We start from the raw sequence: 25510 nt of genomic DNA on the forward strand, positions 1-25510 counted from the left end.
CTAGCGTTTTTGTGAAAGGTTCATCTTACGACGAACAAACGCCATCATGCCGTGTAATACTAAAAACAACAATGATAAAGCATATAAAGGCATATTTCCCAACACAGAATAAGGGGTTTTGCCTTCCGCTGGTGCAATTTTATGCGTCAACGTTGTTTCAATAAACTGCTGTGCCTGCGCCAACACCTTACCTTGTGCATCAACAAAGACTGAAATCCCCGTATTCGTTGCACGAATAAGCGGTTTACCCAATTCTAAAGCCCGCATTCTTGCCATCTGTAAATGTTGCCAAGGCCCAATCGAATCACCAAACCAGGCATCATTAGAAATTGTGAGCAAATAATCCGTATCTTGTTTCAAATTTTGTCGCACTTGTTCACCGAAAATAATCTCATAGCAAATTGCTGGCGAAAAAGCGCGTTTTTTTGCCATTAAAGAGGGCTGAATCGCCTCCCCGCTTTGAAATGCAGACATCGGCAAATTAAACACGGAATTAAGTGGTCGCAAAATACTTTCTAGCGGAACATATTCACCGAAAGGCACAAGATGATGCTTACTATAACGATTTAACGTATCTGGCTGATAAGGAAAATCTGGGTTTCCAGCGGTCATAATAGAATTAAGCAACTTACCAGATTTCGTATCTTGGAATACGGTTCCAACCATTATCTCCGTTTTCGTTTCTTTAGCCGCTCGATCTAATCCTTCAAAAAATGGCGTAATCGCATTTTCAAGAGTTGGTAATGCTGACTCAGGCAAAATAATTAAATCGGTTTTACCAAGATTTTCTACGATTAATTTTTGATAAATCGCCACAGTAGAATAAAAATAAGCCGGATCCCATTTTAGATTTTGTTCAATATTTCCTTGCGCAAGTGTGACTGAAATTGCCTTATCTTCAACAGATTTTACAAAGTGAATTCGGGATGAATAAGCACTTAATCCCCCCACGATGATCAATAACAAAACATTCGCCAAGACTAATTTAAGATTTTTTGTTTTAAACAAAGATAAAACAAAATTAAAAACCACCGCACTTGCCCAAACGGTAAAAAACGTCAATCCTGTTACTCCAAAAATCGGAGCGATGCCATAAAATGGGCTGTCAATTTGTGTATAACCAAACTGAAGCCAAGGAAAACCGGTAAAAATCCAACCTCGTAAAAATTCTGTCAATGTCCAAATCACGGCGAAAATTACCGCACTTTGAACGTTGAAACGCTGAACCAAATAGGTAAAGAGCATCGGGTATAGCGCAAGATAAGCCGCAAGTAAACCGACAAGGAAATAACTCACACCTAAAGACGCACCGCCAAATTGGTGAATACTGACATTAAGCCAACTCACCCCAAAGCAGAAAAATCCCATCGACCACAAAAACGTCGCTAAAAGTGCGGTGGATTTTTTAGGATTTTTAGCGACATAAAGTAAACCGAGTAAAGACACATAGGCTAAAGGCCAATAATCAAATGGCGAGAAGGCAAAAACACCGAGTAAACCAGACGTAATCGCGATAAGATAAGTAAAATATTTATTCATAGATTCAATTATATTTTGCACGCCCTCACGAGCGTCTTTTGTGTTGAAATTTAAAATTCCATTTCAAGTAAATAAAAAGCACGCGTTATAAAACGCGCGCCATCATTTAAGGATGATAAAATGCTATTCGGCTTTTTCTTCCACATCATCCATTTCTGCCAAATGTTCATCTGGCACAGTGACTCGAAGTTGAATCAATCGGCGACTATCTGCCGAGGTGACTTTAAATTGAAGATTGTTCAACGTAATTTCTTCACCACGTTTTGGTAAATAACCAAAAGTCTGCATAATCAGCCCACCAATGGTATCCACTTCTTCATCATCAAAATCCGTATTAAATTGCGCATTAAAATCATCAATATCTGTGAGCGCACGCACAGCATAAGTATGACGAGAAAGCTGACGAATATCCGCGACCTCTTCTTCATCAAATTCATCTTCAATATCGCCAACAATTTGTTCTAATATATCTTCAATGGTAACAAGGCCGGATACCGCGCCAAATTCGTCCACCACAATAGCCATATGGAAACGCTCAGAGCGGAAATCTTTCAACATACGATCCACTCTTTTGCTTTCTGGAACAATCACGACGGGGCGTAATAATGAAGATAAATCAAACTCTTCGGCATCTTCACGTAAAAATTTCAATAAATCTTTCGCATGCAAAATACCTACGATATTATCGCGATCATCCGCATCGGCAATCACAGGAAAACGAGAATGAGCGGATTCAATAATTGTGTTTAAACAAGTATTTAAATCTTGTTGATCTTCAATAAAAATAATTTGTGAACGAGGAATCATAATATCGCGAACACGAAGCTCCGCGATTTCCATCACGCCTTCAATCATTTCACGCGTATTTTGATCAATTAAATCGTTTTGTTCTGAATCGCGAATCACTTCGACAAGTTCTTCACGATTTTTTAGTTCACCTTGAAAAAAGCGACCAAATAAAGATTGGAAAAAAGTTTTTTTTGTATTTTCAGATTGGTTTGAATTTTGCTGTTCGTCGTTCATATTGGTTTGTAGTTGATGTCTTATTGACGGCGAAAAAGTATCATATTTTGATCATCTTCGCAAAAGATAAAGCAAGATAAAAGAAAAGTGCGGTGAAATATCTCTTTATTTTCTACCGCACTTCAATTCTATAAGAACTTAAACTCTGTCCATTGATAATATTGCTCGCCTGCTTTTTGAATTCCGCCGTAATTTTGCCATTCAGGATGATTTGGTGTGTCGGGTAAGCATTGAGTTTCTAGTGCTATGCCAGAAAAATCGGCATATTGTCCGCCATTTCTCGTTGGTGTGTCTGCAAGATAATTACCCGTATAAACCTGCAATGCGGCTTGCGAGGTTCTTACTTCCAAACTTAAATCACCAGTTGGAGAAGTTAGTAACACGCAAGGCTTTTGCCAAGCTTTATTGACAATAAAGGAATGATCGTAACCTTTTGTTGCTTGCTGATCTCCTTGTAAAAAATCTTGTTTGATGGGTTTAGCAATACGGAAGTCAAAACTCGTATTCACTACGTGCTTTAATGGAGAATTAGGAATCCCCTCATTATCTACAGGCAGATAAAAATCAGCATTTAAACGTAATGTATGTTCACGCACGTCACTGCCTTGCTCTGCATTTTCTAAATTGAAATAGGCATGATTCGTTAAGTTCAATGCAGTATCCTTATCACTCATCCCTGCATATTCAATTTTTACGCTATTATCATCTGTTAGCGTATAGGTTACAGACACATCCACATTACCAAGAAAACCTTGATCACCATCCTCTGAATGTAATGAAAAGCACACAAAATTCTCACCGCACTCTTGAATTTTCCAACGGCGTTTATCAAAGCCCTCTCCACCATGAAGTTGATGTTTACCTTGATTACTTTTCAATTGAATGAGTTCACCATTCAATTCAAATTGTGCATTTGCAATACGATTTGCATAACGCCCTACGCTTGCGCCTAAATAGCTTTGATGAGTGGGATAATCCTCTACCTTACAACCCAATAAAACCTCGCGTAAAGTGCCATTCACTGGCACTTTACAAGAAAGCCAAGTGGCCCCCCAATCCATAAATTGAACATGCATCCCATTTTCATTTTGCAGGGTTATAAGCTGATAAGGGGCACCATCAGGCGCATTAAAAGTGGTTTGTTCTAACATCATTTTCTCTTAAATCACTCGAACACCTTGAGATGCTGTGCACACATAAAAAGTTTCTTTTAAACCAGTCGTTTTCTCGTAATTATCCGCAATAATTTTACGAACTGCATCGACTTTATCATGCGGCGCAAGTGCGACAATACAACCACCAAAACCGCCGCCCGTCATACGTGCACCGCCACTTTTGCCAATAACAAGTTGAGCTAATTCAACTAAATAATCAATTTGTGGCACGGTGATTTCAAAATCATCACGCATTGAATCATGAGATTCCCCCATTAACTCACCTAAACGAGTCAAATCATTTTTCTTCAATGCTTCCACTGCATCGAGTACTCGTTGATTTTCTGTTACGACATGGCGAGCACGTTTTGCTACTAACAGAGAAAGTGCGGTCAATTCCGCTTCTCTTTTTTGGAATTGCTCAACTGAAACATCACGTAATGCTTTTACCCCAAAAAATTTTGCCGCCTCTTCACATTGCTGACGGCGAGTATTGTATTCACCCGTTACCAAATCGTGCGGTACGTTTGAATTCACAATAATAACGGCAACATCTTGTGGCACGGGTGTTGGAGTGGTTTCAAGACTACGACAATCGATCATCAGTAAGTGATTTTCCTGCCCAAGCGCAGAAATTAACTGATCCATATTGCCACAATTAGCACCAACAAATTGGTTTTCTGCTTTTTGCCCATTCAGTGCAATATCCGTGTGAGAAAGCGGCAAATCGCCAAGTTGTTGGCAGAATTTACCCACCGCAACTTCTAACGCTGCAGATGAACTTAATCCAGAAGAAAGCGGCACATTTCCAGAAATCACTAAATTTGCACCTTGTTGAAAGTGCGGGTAACGTTCTTGGATAAATTTTACAACCCCACGCACATAATTAGCCCATTTGTGTTCACTCTTAGGGATTTCAACATTGAGAGAAAATTCATCAGTTTCATCAAGATCCGCCGCATAAACATTCCAAATATGATCATCTCGTTTTGTACCAGAAACGGCTGTACCAAAATTAATCGCACAAGGCATAACAAAGCCGTCGTTGTAGTCGGTATGTTCGCCGATGATATTTACTCGGCCAGGTGCATAGACGGTAATTTCTGGCAAATTTTTATGCTGTTTATTGAAAATTTGTTGAGCATTTTGGATTGGGGTCATATTTCTATCCTTTATATTAAATCTGTACTCGATCTGCCCCCTCTTTGCTAAAGAGGAGGCTGGCTATATTATTTAGTTCTTTCTTTATAATGAACTTCACTCAAAGCACGTAATCGCTCTGCAGCCTGTTCTGCCGTTAAATCGCGCTGACTTTCGCCTAACATTTCATATCCAACCATAAATTTACGCACGGTTGCTGAGCGTAAAAGAGGAGGGTAAAAATGAGCATGTAGCTGCCAATGTTCGTTATCTTCTCCATTAAATGGTGCGGCATGAAACCCCATTGAATATGGGAAAGAGGTCTCAAATAGATTGTCGTACTTGGTTGTCAATTTTTTCAAAATAACCGCAAGATCTTTTGATTGTTCGTCACTTAATTCAGTTAAACGTTTTACATGCGTTTTTGGTAAAAGCAATGTTTCAAATGGCCAAACAGCCCAATAAGGCACTAAAGCTACCCAATGCTCAGTTTCAACGACAATACGTTCCTGTAACTCCCGTTCTCGTTTCACATAATCCACTAACATTACTGAACCATGTTTTAATAAATAATCGCGTTGCGTGTGATCTTCACGAGCAACTTCATTTGGCAAGAAACTATTCGCCCAAATTTGACCATGTGGATGTGGGTTCGAACACCCCATTGCTGCCCCTTTGTTTTCAAAAATTTGCACCCATTGGTATTTTGCGCCGAGTTCACGAAGTTGTTCTTGCCATACTTTAATCACTTCTTCAATCTCAAGTGCGGTCAATAATGGCAATGTTTTACTATGATCTGGAGAGAAACAAATGACTCGACTTTCACCACGGGCTTGGGAACTTTGGAAAAGTGGATCTGAGGATTTTTCAGGGGCTGGCGTATCTTCTAAAAGCGCGGAAAAATCATTTTTAAACACATAAGGTTTACGATAATCTGGATTTAATTCACCTGTAATACGCTTATTACTCGGGCAAAGATAACAAGTTGGATCATAACTTGGTTTTTGTTCTTCATTCACTTTTTCTTGTTGCCCTTGCCATGGACGCTTAGCACGATGTGGTGATACCAAAACCCATTGATCAATTAACGGATTATAGCGACGATGTGGATGCTCTGTTGGTTCAAAAATATCACTCATAATTGGCTCCCTTGCTAAATTGTAAACGATTACACAAAATACTGCGCATAAGATAGCAAATTCAAAAAAATAAACCGTGATCAGTATCACATAATGGGAAAATCTCTAAAAGTTTTTTGTGATCTCGGTTACAAATCAGAAAGTAACCGCTTTCAATTTTATTTAGAAAGAACATAATAAGAAACGTGATTTCATTATGGAGAGCATTCTATGAGCACCATTCATGATGTAGCCGAATTAGCCCATGTATCTATTGCTACTGTTTCTCGCGTTGTAAATCAACATCCCTCAGTGAGTGAAGATACCCGCCTTGCCGTAAGACAAGCAATTGAGCAACTTAATTATCAACCAAATGCAAATGCTAAAGCCCTTGCAATACAAAACACCGATACGATTGGTGTGGTTGTTACCGATGTAACAGACTCGTTTTTTGCTATTTTAGTGAAAGCCGTAGATAAAGTTGCAGAAGCACATCGTAAAACAATTTTGATTGGCATTGGCTATCACCATGCAGAGAAGGAGCGTGAAGCTATTGATACTTTACTTCGCAAGCGTTGTAGTTGTTTAGTTGTGCATTCCAAAGCATTATCTGACGATGAACTTAGCCATTATTTGAAAACAGTACCAGGAATGGTGATTATCAACCGAGTGATTCAAGGCTATGAAAATTGTTGCGTAAGTTTAGATAATAAAAAAGGAACCTACTTAGCAACGGAAATGCTTATCCGTTGTGGTCATAAACATATCGCATATATTGGATCTAACCATGCAATTTTCGATGAAATTGAGCGTCGAGATGGTTATCTGACTGCATTAAAAGATCACAATTATCCAATTATTGAGCATGCCATCACGCACAATTCACCAGACTTCGAAGGTGGAGAAAAAGCTATGATTGATTTGCTTAGTTATAACAAAGATCTCACTGCAGTTGTGGCTTATAATGATTCGATGGCTGCGGGAGCCATTTCAGTTCTCAATGAAAATAATATTAGTGTACCAAGCCAATTTTCAATCATTGGTTTTGACGATATGCCAATTGCTCGTTATTTAATTCCGAAATTGACAACTATTCGCTATCCTATTGATTTAATGGCAACTTATGCGGCTAATCTTGCATTAAGCCTTGTCGATAATGAGGTGGGAACGCCATCAACAATTCAATTTAACCCAACATTAGTACGTCGTTTTTCTGTGGAATCTATCTAAATTTGAAGGTGATCACTCATAAAATGTGATAGTGATCACAAATCTGAATTTTTAATGTAATCGTTTTCATTTTATGTGAGTTTGATCACAGATTCCGAGTAAATTATTCGCTAATATGGGATTAATTGCAGAATGTAATGCAATATTTCCCTCTAACATCAACATTCCAAAATAGGAGCGTTATTATGAAAAAAACAGCAGTATTAAGTGCGGTTGCTTTGGCTATCGGTTTAGGAGCAGTATCTTCAAGTTTTGCAGCCGATAGTAAAATCGGCGTCACTATTTACAAATATGATGATAATTTTATGTCATTAATGCGTAAAGAGATCGACAAAGAGGCTAAAGTAGTTGGCGGTATTAAACTTTTAATGAATGACTCCCAAAATGCACAATCAATTCAAAATGACCAAGTTGATGTATTACTTTCCAAAGGTGTGAAAGCTCTTGCAATTAACTTAGTTGACCCAGCTGCAGCACCAACTATTATTAGCAAAGCAAAACCAGATAACATTCCTGTTGTATTCTTTAATAAAGACCCAGGTGCAAAAGTTATCGGTTCTTATGAACACGCTTACTATGTAGGTACTGAACCAAAAGAATCTGGCTTAATTCAAGGGGATTTAATTGCAAAACAATGGAAAGCGAATCCAGCTCTAGACTTAAATAAAGATGGTAAAATCCAATTTGTATTATTAAAAGGTGAACCAGGTCACCCAGATGCTGAAGTTCGTACAAAATTCGTAGTTGAAGAACTTAATGCGAAAGGTATCCAAACTGAACAATTATTTATTGATACTGGTATGTGGGATGCTGCAATGGCGAAAGATAAAGTAGATGCTTGGTTATCTAGCTCTAAAGCGAACGACATTGAAGTCATTATTTCTAACAACGATGGCATGGCATTAGGCGCATTAGAAGCAACCAAAGCACATGGTAAAAAACTCCCTATCTTCGGTGTAGATGCATTACCAGAAGCATTACAACTCATCAAAAAAGGTGAACTTGCTGGTACTGTGTTAAACGATGGTGTGAACCAAGGTAAAGCGGTTGTTCAATTATCTAACAACTTAGCACAAGGCAAAGCAGCAACTGAAGGCACAAAATGGGAATTAAAAGATCGTGTTGTACGTATCCCTTATGTTGGTGTAGATAAAGACAACTTAGGTGACTTCTTAAAATAATTTCTCATCAATTTTTGTTGTAATCCAAGGGGAAGTTACCCTTCCCCTTTTTAACGAGGTTGGATATGACATCTCAAACTCAAAGTCAAGACAGCCAAGTGCTGCTCACAATGACCAATGTCTGCAAGTCCTTTCCAGGTGTAAAAGCCTTAGATAACGCAAACTTAACGGTTCGATCACATTCTGTTCATGCCTTAATGGGTGAGAACGGCGCGGGCAAATCTACATTATTAAAATGCTTATTTGGCATTTATGCCAAAGATGAAGGTGAAATCCTTTTCCTAGGTCAACCCGTCAACTTTAAAACATCTAAAGAAGCCCTTGAGAATGGTATTTCAATGGTGCACCAAGAACTCAACCTAGTGCGCCAAACTAGCGTAATGGATAACTTGTGGCTTGGGCGCTATCCACTTAAAGGACCTTTTGTCGATCACGCCAAAATGTACCGTGATACTAAAGCGATTTTTGATGAATTGGATATTGATGTAGATCCTAAAGAAAAAGTCGCCAAACTTTCAGTTTCTCAAATGCAGATGATCGAAATTGCGAAGGCGTTTTCATACAACGCTAAAATCGTAATTATGGACGAACCAACATCCTCGCTTTCTGAAAAAGAAGTTGAGCATCTGTTTAAAATTATCGACAAATTAAAACAACGCGGTTGTGGCATTATTTATATTTCTCACAAAATGGATGAAATCTTCAAAATCTGTGATGAAATTACTATTCTACGCGACGGTAAATGGATCAATACGGTAAACGTGAAAGAATCCAGCATGGAACAAATTGTCGGAATGATGGTTGGTCGTGAATTAACACAGCGTTTCCCTGAAAAAACAAACACGCCAAAAGAAGTAATTTTACAGGTAGAAAATCTTACCGCTAAAAATCAACCATCCATTCAAGACGTATCTTTTGAATTACGAAAAGGTGAAATTCTCGGTATTGCAGGTCTTGTAGGGGCTAAACGTACCGATATCGTTGAAGCTATTTTTGGCGTACGTGAATTAACCGAAGGAACGATCAAGTTACACGGAAAAACCGTGAAAAATCATACCGCACTTGAAGCGATTAATAATGGCTTTGCATTGGTAACTGAAGAGCGTCGTTCAACAGGTATTTACTCTAATTTAAGCATTGAATTTAACTCTTTGATTTCAAATATGAAATCTTATCTCACACCATGGAAATTACTTAGCACGAAGAAAATGAAAAGTGATACCCAGTGGGTAATTGATTCAATGAATGTTAAAACGCCATCACATAGAACAGCAATTGGTTCTCTTTCTGGCGGCAACCAACAAAAGGTCATTATCGGTCGTTGGCTTTTAACTCAACCTGAAATTCTGATGCTTGATGAGCCGACTCGTGGTATCGACATCGGGGCAAAATTTGAAATTTACCAACTCATTCAAGAACTCGCTAAAAAAGATAAAGGCATTATTATGATTTCATCAGAAATGCCTGAATTACTAGGTGTAACTGACCGTATTTTAGTGATGAGTAACGGTAAATTAGCGGGTATTGTAGAAACTGCAAAAACTTCACAAGAAGAAATCTTGCAACTCGCTGCGAAATATTTATAAAGATAAAAGGAACAAATCATGAGTGCCTTACAAAAAAACAAATCCTTTGATTTATTAAAACAAAATGCGATTTATTTTGTCTTGCTGATTTTGCTCGGCATTATTATTGCGCAAGATCCAACCTTTTTAAATTTAATCAACTTCAGTAACATCTTAACCCAATCTTCTGTGCGCTTAATTATTGCTCTCGGGGTTGCTGGATTGTTGATTACACAAGGGACAGACTTATCTGCTGGTCGCCAAGTTGGTTTGGCTGCGGTTATCTCTGCAACCATGTTGCAGTCAATGGAAAATATGAACCGAGTGTTCCCTGAAATGGGAGAAATTCCAATTCCTGTCGTAATTCTCGCAGTATGCGCGGTGGGTGCGCTAATCGGCTTGATTAATGGTTTAATTATTGCTTATTTAAATGTGACTCCATTTATTGCGACAATGGGCACAATGATTATCGTATATGGATTCAACTCACTTTACTATGATGCAGTAGGTGGTTCCCCAATCGCAGGTTTTAGCGAAAATTTTTCAATATTCGCACAAGGTTTCTTCCGAATCGGTAGTTTTAAACTCTCTTACATCACGATCTATGCAGCTATCGCAGCATTATTAGTATGGATTATGTGGAACAAAACACGCTTCGGTAAAAACGTCTTTGCTATTGGGGGGAACCCAGAAGCAGCGAAAGTATCTGGTGTAAACGTTGCACGTAACTTAGTTGTAATCTATATGATTGCAGGTATGTTCTATGCCTTTGGCGGTATGCTCGAAGCTGGTCGTATCGGTTCTGCAACTAACAACTTAGGTTTCATGTATGAATTAGACGCTATCGCCGCTTGCGTAGTGGGTGGTGTGTCTTTCGCTGGTGGTGTAGGTACCGTAATTGGTGTTATCACAGGTGTTATTATCTTTACTGTTATCAACTACGGTTTAACTTACATCGGTGTAAACCCTTACTGGCAATACATCATCAAAGGAAGCATTATTATTCTAGCGGTAGCCATTGACTCATTAAAATACGCGAAGAAAAAATAATACAAACAACCTCCCTAAGGGTAACAAAAAAGTGGGCATACTTGCCCACTTTTGTCTTATATACTCAATTCAACGTGAATTCATAACCTCACTAACGATATTTATGCAATAATCAGCAAACCTTGTATAATTGCGCCACCATTTTTATAGAGAGATAATCATGCAAATTAACTTTACACAAGTATTGCAAGACAGTTGGAACTTTTTCCGTAATCAACAAAAAATCATGCTGCAATTTGTCGCAATTTTATTTATTGTGCAAAGCGCCAGTGCACTTTTAAGTTTTCTAGTTAATGATGAAAATAAAAATGATGTATTAAATCTCGCCAATACAGATATCACTGGTTTTATCTTTTCAGTTGCAATCACTCAAATTTTAACGAGCTTTATTGCAGCTTGGGGATTAACCTCAATCCATAAAATTAGCTTACAAATTTACCGCACTTTGGGTGAAACCTTCTCACTTACCTTGCGTCGTTTTGTAGGCGTAATACTGTTAGATCTATTAATGGTTGCCCCAATGTTACTTGGTCTTGGAGAAGCATTTGCTGCGTTACTCACAAAAAAATCTCCCTCTATAATGTCTCTTATCGCGATGATTGTTGGTGTTTGGTTCTTCGCCCGTTTAAATTTAACGGTAGTACATTATCTTTCGACTCAAGATACACTTTCGCAAACTATCCGAAAAATTTGGATGCGAGGAAATACTCGAAAAGGCGTATTGTTTATTTACACTCTACTGGTTTATTTTCTAGTGCCAGTTCTCATTTTCCAATTAAGCGCATTTTCCAATAACGCTGTATTTGATATAGTAATAGGTATTTTCACCACATTGCTTAATATTTTTATGCTAGTAGTGACTTATCGTTTCTACAGTTTATTTATGAAGGATTAATCAATATGAAACAACTCCTTGACTTTATCCCTTTAATTTTATTTTTTGTCACTTACAAACTTGGTGGTGTACGTGAAGCAGCCATCGTATTAGTAGTTGCAACAATTTTGCAGATCGTGATTTTAAAATGGAAATACGGAACAGTTGAAAAACAACAAAAAATCATGGCAAGTGCGGTCGTTTTTTTTGGACTTTTAACTGCTTACTTTAATGAAATCCGCTATTTGCAATGGAAAGTGACAATTATCAATGCCTTGTTTGCTATTGTTTTACTCGTCGCACAATTTCAATTTAAAACCTCATTAATCAAGAAATTACTTGGCAAAGAGCTACAACTGCCCGAAAAGGCTTGGAATACACTTAACCTCGGCTGGGCATTATTCTTTATTATTTGTATGTTGGTGAATATTTATATCAGCCATAATATGTCGGAAGAAGCTTGGGTTGATTTCAAATCTTTCGGAATTATTGGAATGACGGTGATTGCAACGATTATTTCAGGTGCTTATATCTATCGCTATTTACCTAAAGATGATTCAAATTCAAAAGATGGAGAAAAATAATGTCTTCCAATTTTACTGATAAAAATGGCCGCCATTCCAAAGGGATTCTATTACTAAGAACCTTAGCAATGCCTTCTGATACCAATGCTAATGGAGATATTTTCGGCGGTTGGATCATGTCTCAAATGGATATGGGCGGTGCGATTTTAGCAAAAGAAATCGCACATGGGCGCGTAGTTACTGTTGCGGTTGAAAGCATGAATTTCATCAAACCAATCTCTGTAGGCGATGTGGTTTGTTGCTACGGTCAATGTCTAAAAGTAGGACGCTCTTCTATTAAAATTAAAGTAGAAGTATGGGTGAAAAAAGTGGCAAGTGAGCCAATTGGTGAACGTTATTGCGTGACTGATGCGGTATTTACTTTCGTTGCAGTAGATAATAATAGTCGCTCACGCACGATTCCTCGTGAAAATAATCACGAATTAGAAAAAGCATTAGCCTCAATTGCGGAGTTAGAGGCGGAACAAAACGCCTGTTAATATAAGGAAATAATGATGTTCTATGTGATTTTTGCTCAAGATATTCCAAATACATTAGAAAAACGTCTTGCCGTACGCGAGCAACACTTAGCTCGTTTAAAACAACTTCAAGCAGAAAACCGTTTACTTACGGCAGGTCCCAATCCAGCTATCGACGATGAAAATCCTGGAGAGGCAGGTTTTACTGGTTCAACCGTAATTGTACAATTCGAAAACTTACAAGCAGCAAAAGACTGGGCGGCACAAGATCCTTATGTAGAAGCTGGCGTATATGGTAATGTTATTGTAAAACCATTTAAAAAAGTATTTTAGCCATCCTCAATTCTAATAAGCTAACATGAAAAAAGTCGCTTTAATTTCTCTCTGCATTTTGACCGAACTTTCTGCTTTTGCCGATTCACCTAACACGGCAACAGCATCCATCAATCTTGAGCAAGAAAAACAAAACTGGGCGTCAGCACAGCATCAAGACTACTTAAAACATTTGAAACAACGTGAAACCTTTTTGCAGGTTGAAGGTTTGCTAAAAAGTGCGGTAAAAAGCCAGCAATTTTCTGAAACGACTCAAAATATCACAAAAACCTTAATAGACTCATTGCAAGGCTATCCTTTGCAATATGATTTACTAGCACGCTTTTGGGAAACCAAAATCGCCTTTTTAAAAAATGATGACATTCAGGGCAAACAACAAGCAATAAATGAACTCAATGCATTAGTGCAACAAAATTACCCTTTTGTGACGCCAGCATTTCAAACCTTATTACAAAAACTATCCACGTTAGAGGAACAACAAACATCAGCAACGTCTGATAATGCTAAAGAAAATAACAGGGTTCAAGAAGAACAAAATCAAGTAGAAAATCCTAAACAACTTGCTGAGATTATAAAGAACAGCAATCCTAGCACTTTATATAAAAGTATATTAATCGACGCTTTTCCTCGTTATCTAAAAACATTATCGGAAGAAATAGAGAATCCAAGTTTTGAACTCTATCAGCAATGGGCTGAAACTTGGCAACTCTCAGAAGATGAAATCAAACAGTGGAAAACAGCCTTTTTAAATCGTTTTTTTGATAATGAAAATGTTGATTTTCAAAAATGGCGTGATGAACAAATCCAACAATTAAAAACTGATAATCTAACCGAACGCCGTTTACGAATGGCAATTTGGCAGAAGACAGAGCTTTCTCCGTGGCTTAATTCACTTACTACTGAAGGAAAAGCAAAACAAGAATGGCGTTATTGGGAAGCTAAACAAGATATATCAAAAAATATAGAAAAACTGACCGCACTTTCAAAAGAGCGGGGATTCTATCCAATGTTGGCTGCTGCACAATTAAAGCAAGCATATAAAGTCGATTTTCCAGTAGCACCAAGTTTTACCGTAGAAGAACAACTTCCTTTCGAGCAAGTTTTCGCGATGATTCGAGAGCTTAGAGAACTTGGACGAAATGGTTTAGCAAAACAACGTTGGAGAATTTTACTTGATAACGCTGATTTCACAACACAGCTAAAACTTGCAGAATATGCTGAAAACCAACAATGGTTTGAATTAACTGTTGATGCTTCTATTGTTGCAAAAGCGCGGGATTACCTGACCCTTCGACTGCCAAATGCTTATCCTGAATACTTCAATGCAGCATTACAGGATTTAAATATCAGCAAAACTTTTGCTATGGCAATAGCCCGTCAAGAAAGTGCTTGGAATCCAATGGCACAATCTTCTGCAAATGCGCGGGGCTTAATGCAACTTCTGCCAAGCACGGCAAAATTGACTGCAGAGAATAATCAACTATCTTATCAAGGCGAACAAGATTTATTCAAACCATTGAATAATATTTTGCTAGGTACCACACATCTGAATGAACTCAATGGAAAATATCCTAATAATCGAATATTGATTGCAGCAGCTTACAATGCAGGGGCAAATAGAGTAGAAAAATGGTTAAGCCGCGCTAATGGAAAACTTGCATTAGACGAATTTGTTTCCTCCATTCCTTTTTACGAAACTCGTGGTTATGTGCAAAATGTAGTCACTTATGATTTTTACTATCAAATTTTACAAAATAAAGAAAACCCACAAATATTTAGCCAAGAAGAATTGAATCGGCTATACTAAACGCACTAGTTTAATAGTGTGGAATGGGAGCGTAATTATGTATATCAGCCGCAATTTAGAACAATGGAATGCCTTTCTTCAAATGCTAAAAACTGCCTTTGAAGAAAACAAAGCGCAGGAATTTCTAACCTTATTATTAACGGCAGACGAACGGGATGCAGTAGGATTACGCTTGCAGATTGTCTCTCAGCTGATTGATAAAAATATGCCTCAGCGTGAAATTCAACAAAATCTGAATACAAGTGCTGCAACAATCACTCGAGGTTCCAATATGATTAAAACGATGGAGCCTGATTTTATGCAATGGATGAAACAACATATTGATCTCATTAAAAAAAACTAAGCGAATTTTTACCGCACTTTCTCACTTATTTAGTCCTAAATGGTGGAAAAAAAACTGGCAGCGAGTTGTCTTTCGTTTTTTTTTCGCCGTTTTTGCTTTGTTGCTGCTTTTTCGCTTTTTACCTATTCCATTTTCCGCTTATATGGTACAACAAAAAGTCGCTAATCTTTTACAAGGCGATTTTCGATACCAAATTCAATATGACTGGGTCAGCCTAGAAAATATTTCTCCCAATATTCAGCTAGCCGTGATTGCATCAGAAGATCAGCGTTTTCCTGAACATTTAGGCTTTGATTTTGAGGCTATCCAACGAGCAATTCGGTATAACGAAAAATCTAAAAAAGGAATTAGAGGGGCATCAACCATTTCCCAGCAAACCGCTAAAAACTTAATGCTTTGGCATGGACAAAATTGGCTAAGAAAAGGTTTAGAAGTTCCAGCAACTATGTTGCTCGAGCTGACTTGGTCAAAAAAACGTATTTTAGAAGTGTATTTAAATATTGCAGAATTTGGGAACGGTATTTTTGGTGTGGAAGCGGCAAGTCGCTATTACTTTAAAAAATCCGCTAAAAATTTATCTCAAAATGAAGCCGCACTTTTAGCTGCTGTGTTACCCAATCCAATCATTTATAAAGTAAATAAGCCAAGCTTATTAGTTCGTAAAAAACAAGCTTGGATTTTGAGACAAATGGGAAATTTAGGTACTGAATACTTAAGCCATTTATAAAAAATTCAATCAAATTTATAAAGTAAAACAAACTAAAAAATGTTTACTTGATATATAAAATAAAAAAACGAGTCTTAGACTCGTTTTTTTATTTATATCATTTTTATTACAGGTTTATTACCGCAAATAATACCCAAACAGTATAAATTGTGGCTAAACCATAAAAGATAAATCCACCTGCTGGCACGTGTACTTTAAGATCGTGCATACCGTGATGAATACGGTGTAAACCACACCACATTGGAAAAATAGTAAGCACTAAAATAACTAATTTACCAATCCAAGAATAAGCAAAAGTAATTAAATTATGCGCATCGACTAAACCAAATGGTAATAACAAACCGATAATTAAAATAACGACTGGGAAGAAAATTGCACTCACTGTGCCGCCTGCACCGAACATTAACCATACTGGCGGTTCGCCGGAGCGTTTTGGATTTTGATCAACCATTTTTTCTCTCCCTTAAATATAAACTAAAACTAACGCAATCACGCTAACTAATGCGGTTACCGCCCAAAGTGCATTTCTTACAACAGTGTGTGGTAAGCGTTCATTTTTTACAATGATATTCATCACTTTCGGGGTCATTAAGAAATATGTTACCGTATGATAAAGCGTTGCGATAAGCGTAATAATATTTAAGAACACCACAATTGGGTTTCTTAAAAACTCAATAAAGCTCAAGATGCCTAAGCCTGGCATTAGATTGCTTGCAAGGCAAAGAACACCATAAAGCAATACAATACAAAACCATACAGCAAAGATTGAAGTCGCTTCACGTAGCATATAAGCTTTGTAGAAGTCCAATTTTTGCCACCAAGTCGCTGTCATTGGACGAACATATTTTTTACGTTTACTCACTGTTACTGACATTCCTTCCCCCTTAGCTTTTTGGTTTTAGCATAGAGATAACATAATCTTTGGCACTTTCCACTTTTCCTTGGTTAATTGCAGAAGCAGGATCCACATGTTTTGGACAAACTTCTGAGCAATAGCCAACGAAAGTACAACTCCAAACCCCGTTTTTACCATTTAATAATGACATACGTTTTGCTTTACCATGGTCACGGTTATCAAGATTATAACGATGAGCCATAGTAATAGCTGCTGGGCCTAAGAATTCAGGATTTAAACCAAATTGAGGGCAAGCGGCATAGCATAAACCACAGTTGATACACATTGAGAATTGACGATATTTCTCAAGCTGTGCTGGTGTTTGTTTAGTGCGACTTGCTTGCAATTCTTTCGATGGATGCGGTTTACCATCTAATGCAGGTGCTTCGTTACCAATAATATAAGGTTTAATTGCCTCTAAACTTTCGATAAAGTGGCTTAAATCAACCACTAAGTCGCGTTCAATTGGGAAGTTTGCTAACGGCTCAATACGCATATGGCCGCTGTAATCACGTAAGAACGTTTTACAAGCCAATTTCGGTTTATTATTTATCATCATCCCGCAAGAACCACAAATCGCCATACGGCAAGACCAACGATAAGAAAGAGATGGCTCAAGTTTATCCTTAATATAACCTAACGCATCAAGCAATGAAGTTTGATTATCATAAGGTACTTGATAGGTACTTAGATGCGGCTCTTGATCGATTTCAGGATTGTAGCGTAATACTTCAACATTCATTACTGGTGAATTAGCCATTTGCTTGCTCCTTAGCTTTCGCAGCTGCTTCTTGAGCTTCTGCTTCCGCACCGTAAACACGTTTTGCAGGTTGAGATTTAGTAATTTTCACCGGACTGTATTCAATGCGAGGCGCACCATTCTCATTGTAGAAAGCAAGTGTGTGTTTTAAATAATTTACATCATCACGTTCAGTGTAATCTAAGCGTTGATGGGCACCACGAGATTCTTTACGTTCAATCGCTGAATTTGCAATAGATTGTGCAACATCTAGGATGTAGCCTAACTCAACTGTGTAAAGTACATCTGTATTGAACACGCTTGAGTTATCTGCTACGCGAATACGTTTGTAACGTTCTTTTAATTCTGCAATTTTATCTACTGCTTTTTGCATGCTTGCTTGGTCACGGTAAATACCACAGCCTTCTTCCATTACAGAACCCATTTCATCACGGATTTCAGACCAAGATTCATTACCTTCTTGTTTATGAAGGGCTTCTAAACGAGCAACAACATCTTTTGCTTGAGCATCAACCGCACTTTGATTTACAGATTGAGCCTCAACTGCACGTTGCGCCGCATATTCCCCTGCTACACGACCTAACACAACAAGTTCAGCTAAAGAGTTAGATCCTAAACGATTTGCACCATGTAAACCTGAAGATGCACATTCACCTACAGCAAATAAACCTTTGATACGAGTTTCGCTGTTAAAATCAACCTCAATACCGCCCATCGTGTAGTGAACAACTGGACGAACTGGAATTGGTTCATTCACTGGATTTACACCTTCATAAGCACTTGCTAATTCACAAATGAATGGCAGACGCTCATGTAAATATTTTTCACCAAGATGACGTAAATCTAAATGCACCACATCTACGCCTTTCGCAGTTTTTAAGGTATTACCTTTTTTCCATTCTTGCCAGAATGCTTGAGAAACTTTATCGCGAGGGCCAAGTTCCATATATTTATTTTGTGGTTTGCCAATTGGTGTTTCTGGTCCTAGACCGTAATCTTGAAGATAGCGATAGCCATCTTTATTAACCAAGATACCACCTTCACCTCGGCAACCTTCAGTCATTAAGATACCGGTATTCGGTAAACCTGTTGGGTGATATTGAACAAACTCCATATCACGAAGTGGTACACCATGACGATACGCCATAGATAACCCGTCACCTGTTACAATACCGCCGTTGGTATTGAATTTAAATGCACGACAACCACCACCAGTTGCAATCACAACCGCGTTTGCGTTGATTTGAACAAGGGAACCTTCCATCATATCCATTGCTACCATACCGCGAGCATGACCATCATCAACTAAGATATCTAAAACGAAGTGCTCGTCAAAACGTTGAATTTGTGGATATTGAATGGATGTTTGGAAAAGAGTATGTAATAAGTGGAAACCGGTTTTGTCTGCCGCGAACCAAGTACGTTCGATTTTCATCCCACCGAAACGACGCACGTTTACATCGCCATCAGCTTTACGGCTCCAAGGGCATCCCCAACGTTCTAATTGAGTCATTTCCACTGGTGAGTGTTGTACGAAATATTCCACAACATCCTGTTCGCAAAGCCAGTCACCACCAGCAACAGTATCTTGGAAGTGTTTATCGTAAGAATCTTCTTCTTTGATAACTGCCGCTGCGCCACCTTCTGCTGCCACAGTATGGCTACGCATTGGGTACACTTTTGAAACTAATGCAATTTTTAAGTTAGGATTTGCTTCTGCAGCTGCAATCGCTGCACGTAAACCGCCGCCACCAGCGCCAACAATTGCAATATCGACATTAACTGTTTGCACGATATCCTCCAATAAATGTAGAAAGTAAAAAATAGAAATCACCCTAAAAGGGTAATCTAGGAGGTCATTCTGCCATTTTTTGTTACAAATTAATAACGTTTTTTATGTAGGGAAAGGGGAAAAAGATGATTTTGTGATCTACCTCAAAAAAGCTTAGATTGAGTTGAGAAGAGCTCTCGTTTACAATGATGCAAATTTAAAAATGGGAATAAAAATGACCGCACTTACTCATTGGCAACCTTCTGCCGATATAAAAAATCTGCTTAAACGTGCAAAAATTATTGCTGAAATTCGTCAATTTTTTACAGAGCGAGGCTTGCTTGAAGTTGAGACGCCTGTTCTAAGTGAATTTGGCGTTACTGATTTGCACCTTTCCACATTTAGCACGGAATTTCTCGCGCCTTTTGGTGAACAATCCAAAACACTTTGGCTTTCTACAAGCTCTGAATATCATATGAAACGCTTGCTTGCTGCAGGCAGTGGACCAATATTCCAAATCAGTAAAGTGTTCCGTAATGAAGAAGCTGGTAATCGCCACAATCCAGAATTTACCATGTTGGAATGGTATCGACCGCACTTTAGTATGCATCGTTTAATTAATGAAGTGGATGATTTACTCCAACAAATTTTAGATTGCCCACCTGCAGAAAGTTTAAGCTATCAATTTGTTTTCCAAGAATATGTAGGCTTAGATCCTTTATCTGCAGAACGTTCAGAATTAATCGAAACCGCGCGTAAACATAACTTTATTGCTGAAGATGATGAAGAACGCGATACTTTATTGCAGTTCTTATTTAGTGAAGTCGTTGAACCTCAAATAGGAAAAGATCGACCTGTTGCGGTTTATCATTTCCCTTCAACACAAGCCGCCCTAGCACAAGTGAGCCCAGAAGATCAGCGGGTTGCAGAACGCTTTGAGTTTTATTACAAAGGCTTGGAACTGGCAAATGGTTTCCATGAATTGACAGATGCACGAGAACAAAGACATCGTTTTGAATTAGATAATCAGCAAAGAAAGAAACATGGATTGCCAGTTCGAGATATTGACGAACGTTTTCTGGCTGCATTGGAAGCTGGCTTACCAAATTCTTCTGGCGTTGCGCTGGGAGTCGATCGTCTAATTATGGTTGCGTTAGGTTGTGAAAAAATTAATGAAGTGATTTCTTTTGCCGTGGATAATGCCTAGACGAGAAGTGCGGTGAAAATTTACCGCACTTTTGATTATAGCCAGACAAAAGTCTGGCTATAAAAACCATACGCTATGCGTATGGAGCCAAATAGCTTAAGCGATAAACAGAAAAAATCCTCGCTATATAATGAACAAGGCTGACAACCAAAATTCAACATATAGGAGGATTATCATGGTAAGTAAAACCAGTGACGATTCAAGTCTATCACACACAAAATGGAACTGTAAGTATCACATTGTATTTATCCCGAAGTATAGAAGAAAAGCAATTTATGGAAAGTTAAGAGCAGATATAGGTCAAATATTGAGGCAGTTATGTGACTATAAAAATGTGGAGATAATAGAAGCGCATGCAATGCCAGACCATATCCATATGCTCTTAAAAATCCCAGCTAAAATATCAGTATCAGGTTTTATGGGCTATCTGAAGGGGAAGTCAGCGCTGATGATTTTTGAAAGACACGCGAACTTAAAATATAGATATGGAAATAGGCATTTCTGGGCGAAAGGATTTTTTGTAAGCACAGTAGGGTTAAATACAAAAGTGGTAGAGGATTATATAAGAAACCAAGAAAAAGAAGATATGGTTCAAGATAATTTATCAACGAAAGAACATGTTGACCCCTTTAAGGGGTAATCAAGGAAATAATTAGACGCAGTTGTCAGTTCTCACAAGCCCCTTGAGGGGCTTGTGAAGTATAGGCCCTTATAGGGGAGCCTAAAAACCGCACGTTTTACGTGCGGATTATTATTTTTATTTACTGAGCCATAACGGCAATCGTATAGTAACAGTAAGCCCGCCTAGTGGGCTTTTTTCAGCCCAGACCTTTCCTTGATGTTCCTGAATAACATTAGACACAATCGCCAATCCTAGTCCTGTACCGCCAGTCGTTCTAGTTCGCGTCTCATCTACTCGATAAAATGGTTTGAAGATTTTTTCAAATTCATCTGGATGGACTCCAGATCCGTTGTCATCTATACGGATCCTGAGAAATTCTTCTTCTTCTTCTTCTTCTTGGATAAAAATATGAAGTTCGATCTTATCCTTGGTATATTTAAGCGCATTTGTCACAATGTTTTCGATCGCACTTTCTAGCAATCTAAAATTGCCGTTAAGTTGTAATTCATTTTTTGGTAAACGAATATTTGTGAGAAACGCTATACCACGTTGCTCTGCCTCAAATTTTGCATCGTTGATAATATCAGTCCAAAGCGTATTGGCATAAAAAATATCCCGTTCCATTTGGCTATTCATTTGCTGGCGTGAAAGTAGAAGCAATTCACTAATCATTTTATCCATGCGCCCAATTTCTCTTTCAATGCGTTTTACGCTATCTGTTTCACCACATTCATGGCGAACAAGCGCTGTAGTCAACTGTAAACGAGTGAGTGGTGTTTTTAATTCATGTGAAATAGATGAAAGTAGTGTTTGTTGATTAGAGATTAGATGATCAATAGAGGCTGCCATTCGATTAAAACTTTGACCAACTTGACGTAATTCTAATGGACCATTAGCCACTAAGCTCTTATCAATTTTAAAATTGCCTAATGCCACTGAATTCGCTGCTTCTTGCAAGCGAGAAATCGGCTTAGTCAGCATTCTTGTAAACCACCAAAGTAACGGGCTAGTAATTAAAAGAATAAGCAGAATCAATATAATAGGTCTATCAAAAACATAATTAAAGATCTCACGCTGTGGGTTAACGTAAGAAATAAAGTATAAGGCATAAGAATTGGCCCCATCCCCTAAATATACTTGAAATGGACCTGATATCTGTACTTCATTGAAATTTTTACGTTTAGGTTCTGAAAAATTATTGGATGCCTCCGTAAATCTTCGAATATAGGTGGTTTCCTCGGGTAATTCACCTAGAATATCTTTAGTTTGTAAATTAATCAGAACTGGTCTAGAAGGTTGAAATTTATCTGAAGGTAAATCAGGAACTTCTGAAATTAGCCCCTGTAATTGACCATTACGAACGATATTTAGGATTTTTTTTTGATAGTTAACAATATCTGCTTCTTCTAGAGGAGAATAGAGTCTAAGATCGAGATTGGGTAGCACGATCACAAGGCTCATCATGATAAAAAAAGAAAACCAGAACATAGCAAATGTTCTGATTGCAAGTTGATTTAAACAGAAAAAACTACGCAATTTCATAAAACTAAGTGACTAAAAGATAGCCTTTTCCGCGTAAAGTTTTAAACCAAGGCAATTTGCTTTCTCGCTCTGGTAGCTTTCGTCTCAAATTAGATATATGCATATCAAGAGAGCGGTCGAACGGACTTAATGTTTTTCCTAGCACTTCTAAACTTAATTCTTCACGAGTAACAATATCCCCCTTTGATTCTATTAATCGCTGAAGGATCTTAAACTCATAATCCGTTAAATTTAAGTTTTCCTCACCATGCATTACAGTTTGGCGAGTCAAATATAAGGTTACATTCTCAAAAGATAATATTTCTTTTGTATCGTCAACATTATTTGATGGCGACACACTTCGACGCAAAATCGCTCTAATTCTTGCCACTAATTCACGATCATTAAATGGCTTAGGCAAGTAATCATCTGCCCCCAATTCTAAGCCAAGCACGCGATCGATATCGTCACCTCTTGCAGTAAGCATCATCACTGGCACATTAGAGACTTTACGAATTTCTTTTAATGTATCAAGACCATTTAGCTTAGGCATCATCACATCAAGTAAAACCAACTCATGGCTTTCATCCAGTTTTTGTAATGCCTCTAATCCATTATTTGCTGTTTGAACATCAAACCCTTCTAGCGTTAAAAGAGATGAAAGTAACTCCGTCAATTCAACATCATCATCAACGAGCAAGAGTTTTGACATTGGGGATTTCTTTTTATCAATAGTTCTTGTTGTAGTGCGGTGAAAATAGAAAGATTATTTCCAGAATTGCCACCAGCTTGATTTTGCTTTCTCACCAGTTTGAATAATGGTGTTATTCTCGCCTTGTTGCGAAACTTCTGGCAAAGGTTTATCTAGATTGGTTTCAGTCACCATCCCACGTTGATCAAATTTTACCGTGAAAGTGTGTTGAACAGGTGTTTCATAAGCACGTTGTTGTAAGAACACATAGTACCAAGTCTGACTATTATAAGGATCGATTAATACTGGCGTACCCAACAAATATTGTACTTGTTGAGCAGTCATGCCTTCTTTAACTTGAGCAACTGTAGTCGCTTCTAAATAGTTGCCTTGTGGTACATCAATTCGATATACAACTTTTTCAACGGTGGAACAAGAAGCGACGCTTAATGCTAAAAAGGTTGCGCCTAAAAGTGTTTTAACTTGCATTTTCTTTACCTTATTTGTGCAAAAGTACTGTCAAATAATACCCAAGTTTGAGCATATTTCCAAATTAATTCTCTGATTTTAAAGCCTTTTGTAATTGATCTTTTAAATTCGGCGGTAAACCCTTGATAGTAAGCGTATCCGTCATCGGTTCCCATTGAATTCGAGTATTTAATAAATCGGCATCGAAACTAATACTCACTCCCTTTCCTGATCCAGTGAATTTCGTTAGGGATTTTAAGGTTGAACGTACTGGCGGAATGCTATCTTCCAAGCCATAGTTTTGTTCTCCCGCAAAGGTAACAAAAGGCTGTTCGTTTAGAGTGGGTAAGGAATCAGAAAGTTCCTGCAATTCAATTTCATCACCGCCAGCAAGTTGAGCTTTGCAATATTCAAACACTTGTTTTTTCACTGCTTGAGTTTGCTCTTTGTTGAGTTCGCCTTGATCGCAGTAATCACTCACTGCTTGCAATAAACACTGATTTTGTACTTGTGGATTTAATCCTTCTTCGGCACCTAAAAAATCCATAAAGAAATCACTAATTTTGCGACCTACACGGCCTTTTATGAAAGTTAAATAACGATTAGAGTTCGCATTCACCTGCAAATCCGTCAAATTCACTCTTGCCGCAATATCAAATTGAGTAATATCAAGATATTCTGTACGGCGAATATCTAAATGCTCATCGACTAACATGCTATGACGGCTATCAAGTAATGCAATAAACAAATAATCTGTCGCTAAGAAATTATATTGACATAAAATCAAGGTTCCACTGTCTGCAAAGTTATATTTACCTAGCTCATCTGCAAGCAATTTTGTTGAATATTGACTAAAACCTAAAAACTCAATTTCTTGTTCCAATAAACGATTTAAATGTTGTGCAAATATAGACTTTTCCTGAAACACACCAAAAGCCTTAGCTTTATTTTGATAGCCTTGATGAAGTTGCAACATCATTTGTTCTACTTCTGGCGTAATTAACAGCAACTCATCGCGTAATACGCTTTCCATTTTTATGCTATCGCCATCCACATTTTTGACTAACTGATGCAAAACAATTTGATTAACGGTAATACTCATTTTTGTCACCTTTGAAAAATTTGTCGCAAATTATAACCGCACTTTTTCAGCAAGAAAAAAGAAATTATTTAGGTTCTACGAAATAATCGGGTATCATAAGCCAAATTTTTTGTTTTATTTTTGACATTATGGCTCAACATTCTAAATATTCTGATGCTCAATTAAGTGCGATTGTAAACGATATGATCACAGTATTAGAAAAACATAAAGCACCAGTAGATCTTTCTTTAATCGCTCTGGGTAACATGGCAAGCAATTTATTAACCACCAGTGTGCCACAAACTCAACGCGAGGCATTGGCTCAAGCGTTTTCTAATTCCTTAATCAATGCAGTAAAAACACGTTAA

The 25510-nt window shown here is 37.8% G+C and carries 27 protein-coding genes; 14 read left to right on the forward strand and 13 right to left on the reverse strand.

The window, feature by feature from the left end; genetic code table 11:
• From lnt to galT, 5 genes are all read right to left on the reverse strand, one after another.
• Entirely contained in the window at nt 1–1539 is a 1539-nt protein-coding gene (gene lnt, locus AC6H0A_RS10460) for an apolipoprotein N-acyltransferase (protein WP_005641106.1), read from the reverse strand.
• A gap of 123 nt (nt 1540–1662) precedes the next feature.
• A complete protein-coding gene (corC, locus tag AC6H0A_RS10465; RefSeq protein WP_005641108.1) occupies nt 1663–2562 on the reverse strand; it encodes a CNNM family magnesium/cobalt transport protein CorC in 900 nt (299 codons plus the stop codon).
• Nucleotides 2563–2690: 128 nt separating this feature from the next.
• On the reverse strand, nt 2691–3713 hold the full coding sequence (galM, locus tag AC6H0A_RS10470) for a galactose-1-epimerase (RefSeq protein ID WP_497512643.1): 1023 nt from the start codon (nt 3711–3713) through the stop codon (nt 2691–2693).
• Between the two features lie 9 nt (nt 3714–3722).
• A complete protein-coding gene (galK, locus tag AC6H0A_RS10475; protein ID WP_005641112.1) occupies nt 3723–4877 on the reverse strand; it encodes a galactokinase in 1155 nt (384 codons plus the stop codon).
• Between the two features lie 68 nt (nt 4878–4945).
• Nucleotides 4946–5995 (reverse strand): galactose-1-phosphate uridylyltransferase, encoded by a 1050-nt coding sequence (galT, locus tag AC6H0A_RS10480; RefSeq protein ID WP_005641114.1) that lies wholly within the window; start codon nt 5993–5995, stop codon nt 4946–4948.
• A gap of 210 nt (nt 5996–6205) precedes the next feature.
• Here galT and AC6H0A_RS10485 point away from each other — a divergent pair, with 210 nt between their 5' ends.
• The 11 genes from AC6H0A_RS10485 (at nt 6206) to mtgA (ending at nt 16126) form a co-directional block, all read left to right on the forward strand.
• Nucleotides 6206–7204 (forward strand): substrate-binding domain-containing protein, encoded by a 999-nt coding sequence (locus AC6H0A_RS10485; protein WP_005641116.1) that lies wholly within the window; start codon nt 6206–6208, stop codon nt 7202–7204.
• 185 nt (nt 7205–7389) lie between these two features.
• Nucleotides 7390–8385, forward strand: a complete 996-nt coding sequence (gene mglB, locus AC6H0A_RS10490) for a galactose/glucose ABC transporter substrate-binding protein MglB (protein ID WP_005641118.1) — start codon at nt 7390–7392, stop codon at nt 8383–8385.
• Nucleotides 8386–8450: 65 nt separating this feature from the next.
• Complete coding sequence (gene mglA / locus AC6H0A_RS10495) at nt 8451–9971, forward strand: galactose/methyl galactoside ABC transporter ATP-binding protein MglA (protein WP_005641120.1); 1521 nt, start codon at nt 8451–8453, stop codon at nt 9969–9971.
• An 18-nt stretch (nt 9972–9989) separates the two neighbouring features.
• Nucleotides 9990–11000 carry a galactose/methyl galactoside ABC transporter permease MglC gene (gene mglC, locus AC6H0A_RS10500; protein ID WP_005641122.1) on the forward strand — a complete coding sequence of 337 codons (1011 nt, stop codon included), beginning with the start codon at nt 9990–9992 and terminating at the stop codon, nt 10998–11000.
• A 160-nt stretch (nt 11001–11160) separates the two neighbouring features.
• A complete protein-coding gene (locus AC6H0A_RS10505) occupies nt 11161–11895 on the forward strand; it encodes a hypothetical protein (RefSeq protein ID WP_005641124.1) in 735 nt (244 codons plus the stop codon).
• 5 nt (nt 11896–11900) lie between these two features.
• Nucleotides 11901–12458 carry a septation protein A gene (locus AC6H0A_RS10510; RefSeq protein ID WP_005641126.1) on the forward strand — a complete coding sequence of 186 codons (558 nt, stop codon included), beginning with the start codon at nt 11901–11903 and terminating at the stop codon, nt 12456–12458.
• A complete protein-coding gene (yciA, locus tag AC6H0A_RS10515) occupies nt 12458–12937 on the forward strand; it encodes an acyl-CoA thioester hydrolase YciA (RefSeq protein ID WP_005641128.1) in 480 nt (159 codons plus the stop codon). The genes AC6H0A_RS10510 and yciA overlap by 1 nt, the downstream gene beginning before the upstream one ends.
• A gap of 15 nt (nt 12938–12952) precedes the next feature.
• Nucleotides 12953–13249, forward strand: a complete 297-nt coding sequence (locus AC6H0A_RS10520; RefSeq protein ID WP_005641130.1) for a YciI family protein — start codon at nt 12953–12955, stop codon at nt 13247–13249.
• A 25-nt stretch (nt 13250–13274) separates the two neighbouring features.
• Nucleotides 13275–15056, forward strand: coding sequence for a transglycosylase SLT domain-containing protein (locus AC6H0A_RS10525; protein WP_179230775.1), 1782 nt, complete (start codon nt 13275–13277; stop codon nt 15054–15056).
• Between the two features lie 37 nt (nt 15057–15093).
• On the forward strand, nt 15094–15399 hold the full coding sequence (gene trpR, locus AC6H0A_RS10530) for a trp operon repressor (RefSeq protein ID WP_070047023.1): 306 nt from the start codon (nt 15094–15096) through the stop codon (nt 15397–15399).
• A complete protein-coding gene (gene mtgA, locus AC6H0A_RS10535) occupies nt 15377–16126 on the forward strand; it encodes a monofunctional biosynthetic peptidoglycan transglycosylase (protein WP_070047024.1) in 750 nt (249 codons plus the stop codon). The genes trpR and mtgA overlap by 23 nt, the downstream gene beginning before the upstream one ends.
• Before the next feature lie 106 nt (nt 16127–16232).
• Here the strand turns inward: mtgA and frdD are convergent, their stop codons facing one another.
• Genes frdD through frdA form a run of 4 tightly spaced genes read right to left on the reverse strand, consistent with a single transcriptional unit; the run spans nt 16233 to nt 19573 of the window.
• Nucleotides 16233–16577, reverse strand: coding sequence for a fumarate reductase subunit FrdD (gene frdD, locus AC6H0A_RS10540; RefSeq protein ID WP_005631316.1), 345 nt, complete (start codon nt 16575–16577; stop codon nt 16233–16235).
• A gap of 12 nt (nt 16578–16589) precedes the next feature.
• Nucleotides 16590–17000 carry a fumarate reductase subunit FrdC gene (frdC, locus tag AC6H0A_RS10545; RefSeq protein ID WP_497512644.1) on the reverse strand — a complete coding sequence of 137 codons (411 nt, stop codon included), beginning with the start codon at nt 16998–17000 and terminating at the stop codon, nt 16590–16592.
• A 10-nt stretch (nt 17001–17010) separates the two neighbouring features.
• Entirely contained in the window at nt 17011–17781 is a 771-nt protein-coding gene (locus tag AC6H0A_RS10550) for a succinate dehydrogenase/fumarate reductase iron-sulfur subunit (protein ID WP_005640847.1), read from the reverse strand.
• Entirely contained in the window at nt 17774–19573 is a 1800-nt protein-coding gene (gene frdA / locus AC6H0A_RS10555) for a fumarate reductase (quinol) flavoprotein subunit (RefSeq protein ID WP_044232468.1), read from the reverse strand. The genes AC6H0A_RS10550 and frdA overlap by 8 nt, the downstream gene beginning before the upstream one ends.
• Nucleotides 19574–19787: 214 nt before the next feature.
• On the opposite strand from frdA, the gene epmA reads away from it, so the two are divergent.
• Both epmA and tnpA read left to right on the forward strand, forming a co-directional pair.
• On the forward strand, nt 19788–20759 hold the full coding sequence (gene epmA / locus AC6H0A_RS10560) for an elongation factor P--(R)-beta-lysine ligase (RefSeq protein WP_044232465.1): 972 nt from the start codon (nt 19788–19790) through the stop codon (nt 20757–20759).
• 175 nt (nt 20760–20934) lie between these two features.
• Nucleotides 20935–21399 (forward strand): IS200/IS605 family transposase, encoded by a 465-nt coding sequence (gene tnpA, locus AC6H0A_RS10565; protein ID WP_005639541.1) that lies wholly within the window; start codon nt 20935–20937, stop codon nt 21397–21399.
• Between the two features lie 117 nt (nt 21400–21516).
• On the opposite strand, the gene cpxA is transcribed toward tnpA, so the two are convergent.
• The 4 genes from cpxA to yejK all read right to left on the reverse strand — a co-directional run bounded on the left by cpxA (nt 21517) and on the right by yejK (nt 25163).
• The gene (gene cpxA / locus AC6H0A_RS10570) at nt 21517–22923 is read right to left on the reverse strand and encodes an envelope stress sensor histidine kinase CpxA (RefSeq protein ID WP_497512645.1); all 1407 of its coding nucleotides are present in this window, start codon (nt 22921–22923) and stop codon (nt 21517–21519) included.
• Between the two features lie 4 nt (nt 22924–22927).
• A complete protein-coding gene (locus AC6H0A_RS10575; RefSeq protein ID WP_005640221.1) occupies nt 22928–23614 on the reverse strand; it encodes a response regulator in 687 nt (228 codons plus the stop codon).
• A 54-nt stretch (nt 23615–23668) separates the two neighbouring features.
• Nucleotides 23669–24082: an outer membrane protein assembly factor BamE gene (gene bamE, locus AC6H0A_RS10580; protein WP_005640218.1), complete on the reverse strand. Its 414-nt coding sequence runs from the start codon at nt 24080–24082 to the stop codon at nt 23669–23671.
• Between the two features lie 64 nt (nt 24083–24146).
• Nucleotides 24147–25163, reverse strand: coding sequence for a nucleoid-associated protein YejK (gene yejK, locus AC6H0A_RS10585; protein WP_005640216.1), 1017 nt, complete (start codon nt 25161–25163; stop codon nt 24147–24149).
• Between the two features lie 128 nt (nt 25164–25291).
• On the opposite strand from yejK, the gene AC6H0A_RS10590 reads away from it, so the two are divergent.
• Nucleotides 25292–25510, forward strand: a complete 219-nt coding sequence (locus AC6H0A_RS10590) for a YejL family protein (RefSeq protein ID WP_005640214.1) — start codon at nt 25292–25294, stop codon at nt 25508–25510.

Source organism: Haemophilus sp. THUN1692 (genome assembly GCF_059704395.1).

Coding starts and splice junctions, on each gene's coding strand:
- lnt (WP_005641106.1), bottom strand. CDS start 1,539: ATGAATAAATATTTTACTTATCTTATCGCGATTACGTCTGGTTTACTC.
- corC (WP_005641108.1), bottom strand. CDS start 2,562: ATGAACGACGAACAGCAAAATTCAAACCAATCTGAAAATACAAAAAAA.
- galM (WP_497512643.1), bottom strand. CDS start 3,713: ATGTTAGAACAAACCACTTTTAATGCGCCTGATGGTGCCCCTTATCAG.
- galK (WP_005641112.1), bottom strand. CDS start 4,877: ATGACCCCAATCCAAAATGCTCAACAAATTTTCAATAAACAGCATAAA.
- galT (WP_005641114.1), bottom strand. CDS start 5,995: ATGAGTGATATTTTTGAACCAACAGAGCATCCACATCGTCGCTATAAT.
- AC6H0A_RS10485 (WP_005641116.1), top strand. CDS start 6,206: ATGAGCACCATTCATGATGTAGCCGAATTAGCCCATGTATCTATTGCT.
- mglB (WP_005641118.1), top strand. CDS start 7,390: ATGAAAAAAACAGCAGTATTAAGTGCGGTTGCTTTGGCTATCGGTTTA.
- mglA (WP_005641120.1), top strand. CDS start 8,451: ATGACATCTCAAACTCAAAGTCAAGACAGCCAAGTGCTGCTCACAATG.
- mglC (WP_005641122.1), top strand. CDS start 9,990: ATGAGTGCCTTACAAAAAAACAAATCCTTTGATTTATTAAAACAAAAT.
- AC6H0A_RS10505 (WP_005641124.1), top strand. CDS start 11,161: ATGCAAATTAACTTTACACAAGTATTGCAAGACAGTTGGAACTTTTTC.
- AC6H0A_RS10510 (WP_005641126.1), top strand. CDS start 11,901: ATGAAACAACTCCTTGACTTTATCCCTTTAATTTTATTTTTTGTCACT.
- yciA (WP_005641128.1), top strand. CDS start 12,458: ATGTCTTCCAATTTTACTGATAAAAATGGCCGCCATTCCAAAGGGATT.
- AC6H0A_RS10520 (WP_005641130.1), top strand. CDS start 12,953: ATGTTCTATGTGATTTTTGCTCAAGATATTCCAAATACATTAGAAAAA.
- AC6H0A_RS10525 (WP_179230775.1), top strand. CDS start 13,275: ATGAAAAAAGTCGCTTTAATTTCTCTCTGCATTTTGACCGAACTTTCT.
- trpR (WP_070047023.1), top strand. CDS start 15,094: ATGTATATCAGCCGCAATTTAGAACAATGGAATGCCTTTCTTCAAATG.
- frdD (WP_005631316.1), bottom strand. CDS start 16,577: ATGGTTGATCAAAATCCAAAACGCTCCGGCGAACCGCCAGTATGGTTA.
- frdC (WP_497512644.1), bottom strand. CDS start 17,000: ATGTCAGTAACAGTGAGTAAACGTAAAAAATATGTTCGTCCAATGACA.
- AC6H0A_RS10550 (WP_005640847.1), bottom strand. CDS start 17,781: ATGGCTAATTCACCAGTAATGAATGTTGAAGTATTACGCTACAATCCT.
- epmA (WP_044232465.1), top strand. CDS start 19,788: ATGACCGCACTTACTCATTGGCAACCTTCTGCCGATATAAAAAATCTG.
- tnpA (WP_005639541.1), top strand. CDS start 20,935: ATGGTAAGTAAAACCAGTGACGATTCAAGTCTATCACACACAAAATGG.
- cpxA (WP_497512645.1), bottom strand. CDS start 22,923: ATGAAATTGCGTAGTTTTTTCTGTTTAAATCAACTTGCAATCAGAACA.
- AC6H0A_RS10575 (WP_005640221.1), bottom strand. CDS start 23,614: ATGTCAAAACTCTTGCTCGTTGATGATGATGTTGAATTGACGGAGTTA.
- bamE (WP_005640218.1), bottom strand. CDS start 24,082: ATGCAAGTTAAAACACTTTTAGGCGCAACCTTTTTAGCATTAAGCGTC.
- yejK (WP_005640216.1), bottom strand. CDS start 25,163: ATGAGTATTACCGTTAATCAAATTGTTTTGCATCAGTTAGTCAAAAAT.
- AC6H0A_RS10590 (WP_005640214.1), top strand. CDS start 25,292: ATGGCTCAACATTCTAAATATTCTGATGCTCAATTAAGTGCGATTGTA.